Origin of the sequence: Pseudoalteromonas sp. SCQQ13 (assembly GCF_015864415.1) — a bacterium.
Lineage (GTDB): Bacteria > Pseudomonadota > Gammaproteobacteria > Enterobacterales > Alteromonadaceae > Pseudoalteromonas > Pseudoalteromonas nigrifaciens.
In genome coordinates, this window is record NZ_JADYXG010000003.1 from 1 (window position 1) to 14391 (window position 14391).

13 protein-coding genes are annotated in these 14391 nt (G+C 39.2%); 3 read left to right on the forward strand and 10 right to left on the reverse strand.

The annotated features are described in order from the left end of the window. Positions 1 to 80: 80 nt before the first annotated feature. The 4 genes from I6F41_RS03310 to I6F41_RS03325 all read right to left on the reverse strand — a co-directional run bounded on the left by I6F41_RS03310 (position 81) and on the right by I6F41_RS03325 (position 4133). The gene (locus tag I6F41_RS03310; protein ID WP_011327645.1) at positions 81 to 1274 is read right to left on the reverse strand and encodes an amino acid aminotransferase; all 1194 of its coding nucleotides are present in this window, start codon (positions 1272 to 1274) and stop codon (positions 81 to 83) included. A gap of 189 nt (positions 1275 to 1463) precedes the next feature. Next, complete coding sequence (locus I6F41_RS03315) at positions 1464 to 2123, reverse strand: GAF domain-containing protein (protein WP_011327644.1); 660 nt, start codon at positions 2121 to 2123, stop codon at positions 1464 to 1466. Between the two features lie 55 nt (positions 2124 to 2178). Continuing rightward, entirely contained in the window at positions 2179 to 3828 is a 1650-nt protein-coding gene (locus I6F41_RS03320) for a fused response regulator/phosphatase (RefSeq protein ID WP_182683957.1), read from the reverse strand. Continuing rightward, the gene (locus I6F41_RS03325) at positions 3828 to 4133 is read right to left on the reverse strand and encodes an STAS domain-containing protein (protein WP_011327642.1); all 306 of its coding nucleotides are present in this window, start codon (positions 4131 to 4133) and stop codon (positions 3828 to 3830) included. Before I6F41_RS03325 ends, I6F41_RS03320 begins: the two co-directional genes overlap by 1 nt. A 130-nt stretch (positions 4134 to 4263) precedes the next feature. Here I6F41_RS03325 and I6F41_RS03330 point away from each other — a divergent pair, with 130 nt between their 5' ends. Next, on the forward strand, positions 4264 to 4593 hold the full coding sequence (locus I6F41_RS03330) for a translation initiation factor (RefSeq protein ID WP_011327641.1): 330 nt from the start codon (positions 4264 to 4266) through the stop codon (positions 4591 to 4593). 15 nt (positions 4594 to 4608) lie between these two features. Here the strand turns inward: I6F41_RS03330 and I6F41_RS03335 are convergent, their stop codons facing one another. Beyond that, positions 4609 to 7617, reverse strand: coding sequence for a bifunctional diguanylate cyclase/phosphodiesterase (locus tag I6F41_RS03335; protein WP_197107665.1), 3009 nt, complete (start codon positions 7615 to 7617; stop codon positions 4609 to 4611). Positions 7618 to 8056: 439 nt separating this feature from the next. Here I6F41_RS03335 and I6F41_RS03340 point away from each other — a divergent pair, with 439 nt between their 5' ends. Beyond that, complete coding sequence (locus I6F41_RS03340; RefSeq protein ID WP_086997942.1) at positions 8057 to 9217, forward strand: chorismate mutase; 1161 nt, start codon at positions 8057 to 8059, stop codon at positions 9215 to 9217. 55 nt (positions 9218 to 9272) lie between these two features. Here the strand turns inward: I6F41_RS03340 and tyrA are convergent, their stop codons facing one another. Further along, a complete protein-coding gene (gene tyrA, locus I6F41_RS03345; RefSeq protein WP_041454671.1) occupies positions 9273 to 10406 on the reverse strand; it encodes a bifunctional chorismate mutase/prephenate dehydrogenase in 1134 nt (377 codons plus the stop codon). Between the two features lie 306 nt (positions 10407 to 10712). Here tyrA and I6F41_RS03350 point away from each other — a divergent pair, with 306 nt between their 5' ends. After that, positions 10713 to 11546, forward strand: a complete 834-nt coding sequence (locus I6F41_RS03350; RefSeq protein ID WP_086995304.1) for a mechanosensitive ion channel family protein — start codon at positions 10713 to 10715, stop codon at positions 11544 to 11546. A 727-nt stretch (positions 11547 to 12273) separates the two neighbouring features. Here the strand turns inward: I6F41_RS03350 and rplS are convergent. From rplS to rpsP, 4 genes are read right to left on the reverse strand one after another with little or no spacing between them, the layout of a single operon-like run. Further along, a complete protein-coding gene (gene rplS / locus I6F41_RS03355) occupies positions 12274 to 12633 on the reverse strand; it encodes a 50S ribosomal protein L19 (RefSeq protein ID WP_011327636.1) in 360 nt (119 codons plus the stop codon). 33 nt (positions 12634 to 12666) lie between these two features. Next, positions 12667 to 13434 (reverse strand): tRNA (guanosine(37)-N1)-methyltransferase TrmD, encoded by a 768-nt coding sequence (gene trmD, locus I6F41_RS03360; protein ID WP_011327635.1) that lies wholly within the window; start codon positions 13432 to 13434, stop codon positions 12667 to 12669. Beyond that, positions 13434 to 13970 carry a ribosome maturation factor RimM gene (gene rimM, locus I6F41_RS03365; protein ID WP_011327634.1) on the reverse strand — a complete coding sequence of 179 codons (537 nt, stop codon included), beginning with the start codon at positions 13968 to 13970 and terminating at the stop codon, positions 13434 to 13436. The genes trmD and rimM overlap by 1 nt, the downstream gene beginning before the upstream one ends. A gap of 17 nt (positions 13971 to 13987) precedes the next feature. Further along, positions 13988 to 14236: a 30S ribosomal protein S16 gene (gene rpsP / locus I6F41_RS03370; protein ID WP_011327633.1), complete on the reverse strand. Its 249-nt coding sequence runs from the start codon at positions 14234 to 14236 to the stop codon at positions 13988 to 13990. Positions 14237 to 14391 lie beyond the last annotated feature (155 nt).

Sequence of the window (14391 nt, forward strand, 5' to 3'; positions counted from 1 at the left end):
TCTGGCTAGAGAAAATAAAATTAAATATAACGATGATTCAATATGTTAGTAAATCTCTTAACCAGAGTTCAGGTTAACTATTATGATTTACATACGTCGGCAACTGCATTTGCAAAGTATTCAATATTTGCATCACTCACGCCCGCTACGTTTACACGACTTGAGCCAACAATATAAATGCCGTACTCTTTTTGTAGGCGAGTAATTTGCTCTTTATTAATTCCTAAGAAAGAAAACATACCGTGCTGACGCTCAATAAACGAGAAGTCTTGCGCTATGTCTTTAGTCGCTAGTGTTTCTTTAATTTGTGTACGTAAACCATTTATACGGCTACGCATTTCATCAAGCTCTTGATGCCACATTTGCGTAAGCTCAGTGCTGCTTAAAATTGTATTTACAATGTCAGCACCATGCGCTGGCGGCATTGAATAAATACTACGTACAACACTAAGTAATACTGAGTTTGAAATATCAGCAGTTGCGCTGTCTTTTGCAATTAGTGAACACGCACCAATACGTTCGCGGTAAAGACCAAAGTTTTTAGAACATGAAGAACAAATAATTAACTCTTCAACTGCGTCAGCTAAAATACGTAAACCACGTGCATCTTCTTCTAGTGAAGAGCCAAAACCTTGGTATGCAATATCAACAAGCGGCGTAAAGCCCACTTCTTTTGCAAGCTCAGCAACTACCTTCCACTGTGCTTCGTTTAAATCCATACCACTTGGGTTATGACAACACGCATGTAGTAAAACCACATCGCCTTTAGGCACTTGCTTAAGTGTGTTGATCATCTCATCAAATAATAAGTCTTTATTTTCGTAATCGTAATAAGGGTATTCTTTTACTGTTAAGCCCGCTGCTTCAAATAAGCTAATATGATTAGCCCATGTTGGCGTAGTTACCCACACTGTTGCTTTTGGATTACAACGCATAATAAATTCAGCAGCAACACGTAATGCCCCAGTACCACCTGGCGCTTGCGCCGTACGTACACGGTTAGCTAGTAATGTTTTGTGCTCACCTAATAGTAAGCTTTCCATTTTTTGACAGTAATCTAAATTACCCGCTAAACCAATATAAGATTTGCTGGTTTCATTTTCTAAACGAAACGCTTCTGCTTTTTTTACCGCTTTAAGTACCGGTGTATTGCCTAGCTCATCTTTATAGACACCCACACCTAAATCAATTTTATTAGGGTTAGTATCTTGCTTATAGGCCGCCATAAGGCCAAGAATAGGATCTGTGGGTAATGGTTTTAATACTGAGAACATTGACTATCTCTTATCATTATTTAGGGGGTTGGTGTGAGCTTAAGCTTATCATAAAAACACGCTAGGTTGACTAGTGTTATTGGTACAAAAAAGTGAGGAATTTTAATACAGCATGCCATTAATACAGTTAATACCTTGTGCATGCAAAAAATCATTATTAAAAACCTCAACATAGTCTATTTTTGTTATTTAAACTAAAAATTGAGGAATTTTAATACAGCATGCAATTAGGACTGCGAGTACTTTTTCATCAAAAAAATCATTATGAAACGCCTCAGCATCAATAATTCCTACGCATTCACCACTCCTATTAAATAAAGGTAAGCACACCTCAGACTTAACCTTTGGGTCGCAAGTATAATACTCCCCTCCTTGGCTTAAGTATTGCTCAACATTATTAATAATACGGCCCGTTTTAGAGAGCGCAACTTGCACGTTGTTACTGCCCGCGGCAAAATCGGCTGTAAGCGGAAAAAGCGGCCTACTTGGCGCGCCATGATAAGCTAACTTTAAAAGCTGTTTACCCTGTGCAGTATCGTGAGTTTGATAAATACCATACCAATCAACCCCAGTTTGCTGCTGTATGTAGTTTACAATAGCCTGTAAGTTAGCAAGCTTAGTGTGCGTTTGCTCATTGTTAGTTACGTAAGCAGTTAACTTAAACGGTTCATCTTGCAGATAACCAAATAAACTACATGCTCCGCCCTCACCTAACTGTGGAATTTGATAATGCCAGCGAACTTCAGGCAAGCTAGTGCTTACAAGTGCTTGCTCAAGCGCTGTTAGCTCTGCTGAAATTAAACGGGTGTCTGCACTGAGTTGTGCTTGTTGTAAATAGGAATTAATCATTTGGCCATCCATACTTCTATAGTGTGCAAATATTAGCATGGATTTTTTTACAGTGCTAGCTCAACTTATAACACATTTCAACTTGGTTCCCACTGCTGTTATAAGTCACTCTCTGTGCTATTTCGTCAAGCAGTGACAGCCCGCGACCAAACTCAGCTGCGTCATTAAATAGGGTATCTTGCTGGTGAGTGTACCCGCAGCCGCTGTCGCAAATAATAAAGTATAAGTTCAAGCTATCAGGGCAGTAACTTACCTCTATAGAGAGTTTTGCATTACTAAGTTCTGCAAGTTTTTTTGCGCGCAATTCATAATATTTAAAAAAGCCATCATCTTGAGTTTTTAATTGTGAGTCTAATTTAAGTACACCATGATCAAGCGCATTATTGTATGCCTCCGATAGGAGTAAAAATATATTCGCTCTATGTGCTTTTAAGCCACTAATACTGCTGAGCATATTTACTAAATCATAAACCGGATCGGTGTTTTTTATTTGCTTCGAATCTAAACTCAATGACATATTAAACGCTAATTTAGAAAATGCCTCTCTGGGTTCCGGCTTTACACTTAGTGGTAAACAATTGAGTAACACTATGCTTATATCGTCTTGTTGTTTAGTACCATCAGCAAACTGACTTACGCTATTAACGATGTTTTCGCTGCTGATCATCGGGTTCATTTTTAAGGTTTCGATAAAGCGTTGTTCACTAAAAAAAACACCTTGTTTATTCGGTGTTTCAATTATGCCATCGGTTGCAAGTACAAGCCGTGTTTGCTCATTTACTTCAAAGTGAATAACCTCATGTTCAAACTCTTGATTGTTTAATATACCCAATGCCATATGTTGCGATTCTAGCGTTTTTTTAAGGTTACCTTGCTTATCTATTAAGTAAGTATCGGGAAGCCCGCCTAGCCATGCCGATATACTTTTACCAGATACACTTAGCTCTATAATAGTTGCAGCGCAAAACATATGTCCGGGCAGTAAATTGTATAATAATAAGTTTAATTCGCGGGCAATGTCGTGTAACGCCATACCTTTTTTAACCATAGTGTAAAACACACGCGATGCTGGTAAAGCGCCTATTGCCGCCGCTAAACCATGACCGGTAAAATCACCCAACATGCAATATAAATTACCTATAGGACTTTGCGCGACTAAAAACATATCGCCGTTAAACATGGTGGCAGGCGATAAATTAAAATCGAGGTGGGTTTTAAATTGATCTTGATTTTCGAGGGAGTTATTAAAAATATGCTCAATAATTTCATACTCTCGCTCACGCTGATTTTGATGCTCCTCAAGTAATATTTTTTGCTGGTTAGCCTTTTTACTTAATTCACGGGTCCTGCAGTGGGCTTTAATTTTGGCGTGTAAAATTACTTTTTCGAACGGCTTTTGAATAAAGTCATCACCGCCAACCGCTAAACAACGCTCAAAGCTGGCGTGATCATCCAGTGCCGTAATAAAAATAATAGGTAAATGAATATCGTTAAAGCGTTGTTTTATTATTTTTGCCGTTTCAAAGCCATCCATAATAGGCATTACTACATCAAGTAGCACAATATCAATTGGGGTTTGCGCGAGTATCTTTAGAGCGGCAACACCATTATACGCCAAAGAAACTGTATAGCCTTCTTGTGTTAATAGCCTTTGCAGTAATATTCGGTTAAGGGCTTGATCATCAACAACTAAAATATGCATCATTAGTTAATATCAAACTTCTTATCAAACCGAGATATTTGTAATATTTTTTTTAATTGTGGTTGGCAGTTGCTGATCTCAAATTTATTGACCTGTGTATCTATGCTTTTTTGCATATTTAGCAGCATACCTAATGCTGAGCTGTCCATGTAATCGGTTTCCCTTAGGTCGATAATTACTTTAGTAATGCTTTTGTCTATTTGCGCATACGCTTGGCGAAAAGATTGCACTAAATTAAAGTCAAACTTACCCTTTATATGTATTGTTAACGTAGCTGCATCGGCCGATATACTTTTAGTTAAACTCATATTATGTCCTATTAATATTCTTTGAATCAAATATAACTGTTTAAAACTAATTAGCAAAAATAAAAACATCAATACACAAATTTGCTATTATTTACGCCATTGTTTGATTCAATTTTTGTATAGGGTAATGATGAGCGATAGTCACTTAGTATATTCAACACAAACGGGGCGAATAGAGCAACCAAAACCAGAGAAAGAAGTTGCAGGTAAACTATTTAAAGACGGGTTTGTGCGTATTGAGCGCCAAACAAAAGGACGCAAAGGCAAAGGCGTTATGCTGGTAGTTGGAGTCGATCCTAAAGAGCATGATTTAAAAAAATTAGCTAAAACACTTAAAAGTAAAATGGGCCAAGGCGGCGCAGTAAAAGACGGTCTTATTGAAGTACAAGGTGATGATCGCGATAAACTAAAAGCTATTTTAGAAAGCTTAACCTTTAAAGTAAAAATTGCGGGTGGTTAAACCCGCAATTTAATTTTATTTTTCGTCCTTCGCCATTTGCTCCAATCGTTCAAAAAGCATGGGTAAATCGCGCTCTGCAATTGGCGGGCTAAAGTAATACCCTTGCACTATAAAGCAATTGTTATTTTTCAAAAACTCTACTTGCTCAACGGTTTCTACCCCTTCGGCAACCACATCGAGTTTTAGCTTTTGCGCCATGGCTATAATTGCCGCTGTTATTGCCATATCATTATTATCATCTGGAATATCTTTTATAAATGAGCGATCAATTTTAAGAATATCCACCGGAAAACGTTTCAAGTAACTTAATGAAGAGTAACCAGTACCAAAGTCATCTATAGAAATAGAAACCCCGAGTCCCTTTAATTCATGTAGTTGTGCTATAGCAGCTTCTACATTGCCCATCAGCATACTTTCGGTTAATTCTAAATGTAGGCTTTTAGCCGACACCTGTGTACTGGCTATTATTTTTTTCAGTGTAGGTAATAAGCTGGCATCTTTAAACTGTCTGGCCGATAAGTTAATCGCAATATTACTCGCTCTACCTTGGCGCTCTAACTTAACTGCAAAATTACATGCTTGGTGTAATACCCACTCTCCCAGTTCAACAATTAAACCGGTAGCTTCTGCAATAGGTATAAATTTAGTGGGTGCAATCGCCCCTTCTGTTGGATGAAACCAGCGTAACAATGCTTCGTAACCCACTATAAGCTGAGTGCGGCTATCAATCTGCGGCTGATAATAAACCGTGAGTTGTTTATCTTTTATCGCTTGGCGTAGCTCGTTTTCAATAAACAAGCGTTCATTTGCAGCAGTATTGAGCTCTTGGCTATAAAAATGAAAGGTGTTACGCCCTTTTGCTTTTGCTTCATACATGGCTAAGTCGGCATGCTTTAACAGTTGGTCTTCTTCTTGGCTGTCGTATGGGGCCATAGTAATGCCTATACTGGCACTAATAATAACTTCGTTACTGCCAAGTTGAATAGGCTCATTAAGGGTTTTTTGAATCGTATTTGCCACTTGAGTTGCATGCTCTTGATGCTCAATGCCACTGAGTAATATAGCAAACTCATCACCGCCTAAACGCGCAATAGTATCCTCTGCTCTTAGGCGTTGCTTTAATCTATTTGCAACTTCAACGAGTAATTGATCGCCTGAATTATGGCCTAAGGTATCGTTAATACGTTTAAATTCATCTAAATCAAAATAAAACAATGCAAAGGCATAATGCCCGCGTTCAGCGAGCGCCATCGATTTACGCAGCTGCATTCTAAAAAATGTTCGATTAGCAAGTCCTGTTAAAGTATCAAAATAAGCAAGCTGTTCCATTTTACGCTGGCTTTCTTTAACAAACGAAATATCCTGCGCAGAGGCTACGTAACTGGTAATTGTTCCGTCATCTTCGCGAATAGGTGAAATACTTAAAGAAACCCAAATAGGCGCTTTATTATTGCTTTCAATTAAGGTGTCGCCACGCCAACAATTACGACTGCGTAAATCAACATCTATATCATCAATTAATATAGCCATTTCGCTTGCAATAATGCTTAATAAAGGCGCTCGATTAAAATGTTCCTCTGAAAAGCTGGTCATTTCAAGCATTTTAGGGTTTACGTATTCAATGACAAAGTTTTTATCGGTGATCACCACACCAGTACCAGAAAACGCCACGGCTTTGGATAGTCGCCTGGCTGCTTTTTCTGCAATTTCTTTTTCAATAATACGCTGGTTAAGCCCATCTATTAGCTTTCTAATTTCAATGGTCATGTCTTTAAATGAGCCGTTGAGAGTGCCTATTTCATCTTTGTTTTCTTTTGGAAATTCTATTTGTAACTGGCCTTGACCAAAGTTTGTAACGGCATAAACCAAAGAATGTATACGCCTAAGTACTAGCTGATAAAGTGCTTGATGTAAGAGTAAGGCGACTAAAATGGCATAGAGTATAAATAGCCCAAAAAACTTCATCTTTAAATCTGCTAATGCTGAGAATGTTGAAGAACGTTTTTTATATACCCCTACATACCAATCTAAGCCATCTATTTTATGAATATTAATAATATGCGCTTCATTATTTAATTTGAATGAGTCGGCATATTCAGACCGTTGCATTTTAATCGCATCATCTACAATTACTTGTAATGTGGGATCAATAAAGTCCTCAGGGAGTAGTTTTTTACCTGCTTTACCATATTGTGCATAACTTGATTGGGTTAAATTGGGGTGCGCTAATAACTGCCCTTGGCTGTCAAATACCACTAACTGTTTTTCTTTTCCGCCAATTGGCAATTGCGATATTAATGTTTTTAGCGCGATGTCACTGCCAGTAACACCTAAAAACTCACCCTCTTTATAAATAGGAACCGTTAAGCTAATAGCCCATTTATGCCATATAGTATCGTAATAAACTTTAGACCAAACAGGCCTATGTTGAGGATTAGTAAGCGCCTTAACGTAATTAAAGCGCGTACTTTGTGTAAATGTATAATTAGCTGGCGCATTTAAAGCCTCGTTAGGCGGCGCTATGCGAATAAAGTTATCTTTAGTAATAAGGTAAAAATTAAAAAAATCTTGAGTTAGTGGTGGCGATATAATTTTCCAGAGCGTTTCAGAGTCTGATATTAATTGTTTATAAAAAGGTGTATAGCTAGTTTGTGGGATAAATGCAGCCGAAAGCCCATCAGTAGAGGCACTGCGTATCGTACCGTCATTATTTAATTGCAGTGTATTTACTTTATTACTTATTAACGATGACCGATCACTAAATAGCTGCTCACCCACAACTATATTTGCTTGCTGAGCAACTTTAATTTTAGTGTTTAGTAAGTTTTTGAATTGTTTTATAAGTAATTCGTTAGATTCTTTTAATACTTCATGCTCTTCAAAAACCAGTTGTTTTTCTTCAGATTTGAGCATTAACGCGGCCGCACACACTCCAGCAATTAAACATATTGCAGAAATCAACAATGACAACTTGACGCTAAGTGAGTTTATCCCGAAACGAGATGGGGGGCGTCGATACACCACAGGCTAACCTTTTTATTATTAATAATTATTATTATTTGAACCAGTAATTGAAATATACCAGATCCAAGATCATATTTATAAATTATTTGTAAACTATATAAAAAAAACAAAGGGAACAAGACAAATTTATGCAACAATCACGGCCTATTACAAGTAAATCCAACACAGTTAACCTTGAAAATAGCCACTAGTGATAGATTTATTTTTCAGAGCTTAAGTTATTTAACAAAAGCGCTGTTGACATTAACAGTAACTCTCCATACATTATCATCATGAACATTACTTACGCAGTTACTTTTTTTTCGTTTTTTAGCTTCTTTATATAGAAGAGGCTGAACTGTTTGTGAGATAAAATCAATCGAATAGCAAAGCCTCCCAACCGGGAGGCTTTTTTGTTTTTGCTGTATGAACAGCATACTTTTGGAATGAGGAAAGCCAAATGAGCAATGATGTACTAAATACACTTCGACACGATATAAATGAGATAGATTCTGATTTACTGGTTTTACTAGCCAAACGACGTCGTATTAGCCATGGTGTGGTGGAATATAAAATAGCGAACAATAAACCGATTCGTGATGAAGCCCGTGAATTAGCACTTCTAGAAAAGCTGATAGGTTATGGGAAATCGTTAGGGTTAGACGCCTATTACGTAAATAATGTTTTTCAAACTATTTTAGAAGACTCTGTATTGCATCAACAAGCTATGCTGCAAAAAAACCTTAACCCAGATGCGTTAAGCGAAACCCATCGTGTTACGTATTTAGGTGGGCAAGGCTCATACAGCCAGTTGGCCTGTCATAAATACTTTAGCCGTCGCCCAGGTAAGTTAGTTGAAATAGGCTGTAGCTCGTTTGACGAAATTACCGGTAAAGTAGAAAACGGCCAAGCCGATTTTGGTTTGCTGCCTATTGAAAACACCAGTTCAGGCAGTATCAACGAAGTATTTGATTTACTACAACATGCACAAGTGTCTATTGTTGGTGAAGTAACGCACAGTGTTGAACATTGTTTACTTGCCAACCCAGATACTGAGCTTAGCCAACTTACAAAAATATTTGCTCACCCGCAACCGTTTGCTCAATGTAGCCGCTTTTTACAAGGCCTTGGTGAGCTGCAACACGAAACCTGCGACTCAACTTCAAGTGCCCTGCAATCAGCACTAAATACGCCAAATAGTGCCGCTATTGGCTCTGCCCAAGCAGGTAAAAATGTAGGCCTAGAAGTGATTAAATCTAACTTAGCAAACCAAAGCGAAAACCACAGCCGCTTTATTGTTGTAGCGCGTAAGCCATTACAGGTATCAAAGCAAATACCCACTAAAACCAGTTTAATTATGGCCACTAAACAGCAGGCTGGTTCACTTGCCGATGCATTAATGATTTTTAAACAACATAAAATTAATTTGGTTAAGTTAGAGTCTCGCCCTATGCCGGGTAACCCATGGGAAGAAGTATTTTACGTCGACTTAGAAGCGAACCTTGCCGACAGCCAAGTAAAAAATGCATTAGAGGAGCTAAAAGAATACACTCAGTATGTACGTATTTTAGGCTGCTATCAAAGCGAAACGCTCCAAGCTGTGAGTGTAAATACGCAATAACGCGCAGCTTATAATGTAAAAAGGGCTTAATTAAGCCCTTTTTTGTTTTTCTGTTTTAATCTAGCACTTTTGCGTCATTCGCTTTATTTAACAGGCTGCGACTTTGGGTTAAAAAGTGCGCTGTCGAATCTGAAAAATAAGCTTTTGCATCAGCAAAGGCATCAATAAGCGCGGGCTTATCTCCTGCTTTTAACTTTTTAAGTGTGTCTGCAAAAGTCTGTTGATACTGCGCCAGTAAGCTCTCTACGTTATCAAATTGCGCTAACATAATATCTGAATATAACTCTGGCGATTGCGCAAATAAGCGCCCAACCATCATTAACTCTAATTGATAGATAGGTGATGAACAGCTACGTAACTCCGCTAATGTATGGCTTTGTTTTGCTAAAAACTGCCCATATACAAAGGTGGTTAAATGGCGCATTACCTGAATTATTTGCATTGCTTCGTCATGTTTTTTCGCATCAAGTTCAACTAGCTGGCAACCCCACACTTGCAACTGTGCTAACAAGCCCTGTGCAACATCGTGGTCACGCCCTTCACACACCACCACTGTTTGCTTAACCCAGTGCGAAATATCTGGGCCAAACATAGGATGCAGCCCTACAACTGGGCCGCTATGCGCTGCTTTTAGTGCTTTAATTGGCGCTTGCTTAACCGATGTTATATCTACCAATAAACAGCCTTCATCTAACTTAGGTAGTTCAGCAACTACAGTTTCTAACGCATTAATAGGTACGCTTAATAGTACTAATTTAGCGCCTTTTAAAATTGCTGCAGCGTTTACTTGATCTTGCTTATCAAGGGTTTTCACTTCGTAACCAGAGCGCTGAAATTGCTTAGCAAATAATTGCCCCATAGCACCTTGCCCACCCACAATAACAATGGGTGATAAATGCGGTGCAGCACATGCAAGTTTGGCTTGCTGATTCTGATACGCTTCGCGCATCATACGCCTAAGAATATCTTCAACTAACTCTGGGCTTACTCCCTGATTAATTGCTTCTTGGCGCCTTGCAGCTAATAAATCAGCTTCACGATCGGGTGCATGAAGTGGCGCACCAGTTTGCTGCTTTATTGCGCCAATTTTTTGAGTAAGCGAATTACGCCTTGCCAGCAGTGCCACCAACTGTGTATCACACTCATCAATACCCACTCTTAACTGGGCTAAATCATTTATATCCGCCACTTGCATACCACCTTAAAAAGCAAAAACGCCAACTTAAGTTTACATTAAAGTAAACTAATCAATACGATAAATACTAACAGGATCAATAGCCTGATAAAAGACTAAATAAGTAAAAGGTTAAATTGAAAAACAATACTTTGAGAAGCAACGAATACCTTTAAAGTAAATATTAATTATTTACCCTAAAAGCCGCAGTCAATAAAAGTAAATTAGCAAGCTAAAAAGCCTGCATTTGTTGCATAGTAGAGTTATCACGTTTATTCTTATATTATTCATATAGTAATTAAAATAAACAGGATCCATAAAATGGAAGAAGTTTTAGGAACAGATGTAGACGCTTCACAATTAATAGACCAAGCCATATCACTCGTTATGACTTACGCACCAAAATTTGTGCTCGCTATTATTACTTTACTGGTTGGCCTATGGCTGATCAACCGCTTTGTTAAGGTTTTAGATAACCGACTAGGCAAAAAAGATCCAACACTAAACAAGTTTTTATGTGGCTTAATTAGCGCTGTAGTGAAAATTATGCTGCTTATTTCGGTGGCCTCTATGGTAGGTATCGAAACCACCTCATTCATCGCGGTGATTGGTGCTGCAGGCCTGGCAATAGGTCTTGCACTGCAAGGCAGTCTAGCTAATTTTGCTGGCGGTGTGCTGTTGCTAATTTTTAAACCGTTCAAGGTTGGCGATACTATCGAAGCACAGGGCTTTATGGGCGCAGTCGTCGAAATTCAAATTTTATACACGGTAGTAGATACCTTCGATAACCGCCGCATTGTTATTCCAAACGGTAGCCTATCGAATGCGACACTAGTGAACGTAAGTATTTATGACAAACGCCGCTGTGATATGACCTTTGGAATTTCGTATAACGACGACATAGATACGGCAAAAGCTATCTTAAAACGCCTGTTTGAAGAAGACGAGCGCTCTTTAACAGATCCGGCACCACGTATTTGTGTTGCCAGCCTTGGCGATAACTCAGTTAATTTAATGTTTCGCGCTTGGGTTGCAACAGGTGACTTATGGCCTTACTACTGGGATATGCAAGAAAAAGTGAAAAAAGCGTTTGATAAAGAAGGTATTTCTATTCCTTTCCCACAACGCGATGTACATGTTCATAACGTTAAGTAATTTGTATTGTGCATAGGTTCAACTAGCCTAATAACTTAGTCGCGGTAAGGTCGTATAAAGCGCCCTTACCGCAATCCTTACTGCCCATCCAATACCCCTTCAAGTTATACCTAGTTACACATGGCTCCACTTTTTGAGCTATTTTCATCACCCTACTTCCTTAAATAACCTGAGCTCCGGATAATAAACTTATCTCAAGCAGCTATTTTCAGCGCTAACTGCGTTGAATTTTCTTGCAAGAGGCCAGCTATTGACGCGTAAATTCGCCTTGTTTTCACTGAAAACCTCTGGCTAGAGAAAATAAAATTAAATATAACTATGATTCAATACGTTAGTAAATCTCTTAACCAGAGTTCAAGGTTAAATACTATAATTCATCTGCCAAATTTTTATTTTCTGTGCTTTATTTGGCTTAGGTATATTTAGCTTAAGTTTTGCTTGAGCAAAGTTATGCTCATACTGGCGTTAATTGGGTTATTACGTATTCTGCGGGTAAGTTGAAAAGGTGTTTAAAACACATATTGATAAAAATTTATCGAGGTGCACTTTGTGTTTAGCAATAAAGGAAGCCTAACTATACTGGTGAATATTACGACAGTGAGACTCCTAGTCCGACAGCTGTGGTTTAAGCTTTAGTATTTAGCCTGAAATTTTATGTTATAGAAACCAAAACGGGTTGCAACCCGAAGGATGCAACCCGTTTTTTTGCGTTGATAAACAGCGCGTATTAGTTAAGTTTTTCTCTAATACGTGCAGATTTACCAGAACGCTCACGTAGATAGTAAAGCTTAGCACGACGAACTGCACCGCGACGCTTAACTGTTACGCTATCAATAAGAGGGCTGTGCGTTTGGAATACACGCTCAACGCCTTCACCGTTCGAAATTTTACGAACTGTGAATGCTGAGTGAAGACCACGATTACGCTTAGCGATTACAACACCTTCAAAGGCCTGTAGACGCTCTTTAGCACCTTCTTTTACTTTTACCTGTACAACTACTGTATCACCAGCGCCGAATGCAGGTACGTCTGTTTTAAGCTGCTCATCTTCAAGCGCTTTAATAATATTTTGGTTTACTTTTGCCATTATGTTTCTCACTTTCCTAGGTGTAACTGTCTTCTAGCCACAAGCTTTTTGGTACTCTTGCTGAAATTTCGCGAGTAATACCGCTTGCTCCTCAGTCAGAGCTAGGTTATGCAACAAGTCAGGACGGCGTAGCCAAGTTCTGCCTAATGACTGCATAAGCCGCCATTTTGCTATCTCTTGGTGGTTTCCGCTGAGCAATACAGCAGGCACCTGTTTGTCGTCCAATGTTTCTGGCCGTGTATAGTGAGGACAATCTAACAAGCCATCCGAAAATGAGTCTTGTTCTGCTGATTGGTTATGACCTAATACGCCAGGCACTAATCGCGCTACTGCGTCAATTAATGTCATGGCTGGTAATTCACCACCACTCAAAATAAAATCACCAATTGACCATTCTTCGTCAACGTATGACTCTATTATTCTCTCATCTATACCTTCATAGCGACCGGCAATCAAAATCAGTTTTTTAGAGCTTGCGAGTTCGCTAGCTCCTTGCTGATCTAGTTTGCGCCCTTGTGGGGACATATAAATTACTTTAGCACCATCACCTGCAGCTTTTTTAGCCTCGGCAATCGCTTTTTTTAATGGCTCAACCATCATTAACATACCTGGTCCGCCCCCGTAAGGACGATCGTCCACGGTTCTATGCTTATCTAAAGCGTAGTCTCGCGGATTCCAGCAGTTAAAATCAATTAAGCCACTTTTTACTGCGCGACCGGTAACACCCTGGTCTGTAATAGCGTCAAACATGTCAGGAAAAAGGCTTATCACCCCTACCCATAATGAACTCGTTTGCGTCATTAAAACCCTGGATCCCAGTCTACGGTAATTTCTCTTGCGTCGTGTTTAACTTCGATAATAACTGTATCAGTTAAAAACGGAATTAAACGCTCTGCTTGACCAAATGCGTCTTTACTGTTTGCTTTAACAACCAGTACGTCATTTGACCCTGTCTCCATTAGGTCATCAACAATGCCTAAATCGTAACCTTTATCAGTTACAACCGACATGCCAATGAGATCTCGCCAATAGAACTCACCTTGCGGGAGTTCTGGTAATTGCGCTGAATCCATTGAGATTTCTGCGTGGGTATAAGCCACTGCTTCGTCTCGATCGTTTACTTGCGCAAATTTAGCGATAAAGCCTTTGTTGTGGCGACGCCAGTCGACCACTTCTAAGGTCTGCCATTTACCTTGCTGCCCTATCAACCACGGGCTGAAATCGAAGATCCCTGCGGGATCATCAGTAAATGAATGTACCTTAAGCCAGCCCTTTATACCATACGGGGCACCGAGCTTTCCTACGACAATTATTGATGAGGTGTTCTCTTGACTCATGGTTACACTTACGCCTATTAAGCCGCTTTACGAGCGTCTTTTACTAACTTAGCTACGCGATCTGAAAGAGACGCGCCCTGACCTACCCAGTGTTCAACACGTGGTAAATCTAAACGAATTTTTTCTTCTTGACCTGCAGCAATTGGGTTAAAAAAGCCTACTTTCTCGATGAAGCGACCGTCACGCGAGAAACGGCTATCCGCAACCACAATTTGATAGAAAGGGCGTTTTTTAGCGCCACCACGTTGCAAACGAATAGTTACCATACCGTCCTCTATAAAGATTGACTGTTTTCATTAATAAGATTTACTCCCCAGAATGGGGAGCTGGGGAATTGTACGAGTTTTTAGCAACAATGCAAGTAAGAAGTGATGCTAAAAGCCAGATTAGTAGGTTAAAGCGTGATCCCAACTTTAAATTA

Bases quoted from the DNA above. Each gene is read 5' to 3' on its own strand.
- I6F41_RS03340 (WP_086997942.1), top strand. From the start codon at position 8,057: ATGAGCAATGATGTACTAAATACACTTCGACACGATATAAATGAGATA.
- I6F41_RS03310 (WP_011327645.1), bottom strand. From the start codon at position 1,274: ATGTTCTCAGTATTAAAACCATTACCCACAGATCCTATTCTTGGCCTT.
- I6F41_RS03320 (WP_182683957.1), bottom strand. From the start codon at position 3,828: ATGATGCATATTTTAGTTGTTGATGATCAAGCCCTTAACCGAATATTA.
- I6F41_RS03315 (WP_011327644.1), bottom strand. From the start codon at position 2,123: ATGATTAATTCCTATTTACAACAAGCACAACTCAGTGCAGACACCCGT.
- trmD (WP_011327635.1), bottom strand. From the start codon at position 13,434: ATGACGCAAACGAGTTCATTATGGGTAGGGGTGATAAGCCTTTTTCCT.
- rimM (WP_011327634.1), bottom strand. From the start codon at position 13,970: ATGAGTCAAGAGAACACCTCATCAATAATTGTCGTAGGAAAGCTCGGT.
- I6F41_RS03330 (WP_011327641.1), top strand. From the start codon at position 4,264: ATGAGCGATAGTCACTTAGTATATTCAACACAAACGGGGCGAATAGAG.
- I6F41_RS03325 (WP_011327642.1), bottom strand. From the start codon at position 4,133: ATGAGTTTAACTAAAAGTATATCGGCCGATGCAGCTACGTTAACAATA.
- rpsP (WP_011327633.1), bottom strand. From the start codon at position 14,236: ATGGTAACTATTCGTTTGCAACGTGGTGGCGCTAAAAAACGCCCTTTC.
- rplS (WP_011327636.1), bottom strand. From the start codon at position 12,633: ATGGCAAAAGTAAACCAAAATATTATTAAAGCGCTTGAAGATGAGCAG.
- I6F41_RS03350 (WP_086995304.1), top strand. From the start codon at position 10,713: ATGGAAGAAGTTTTAGGAACAGATGTAGACGCTTCACAATTAATAGAC.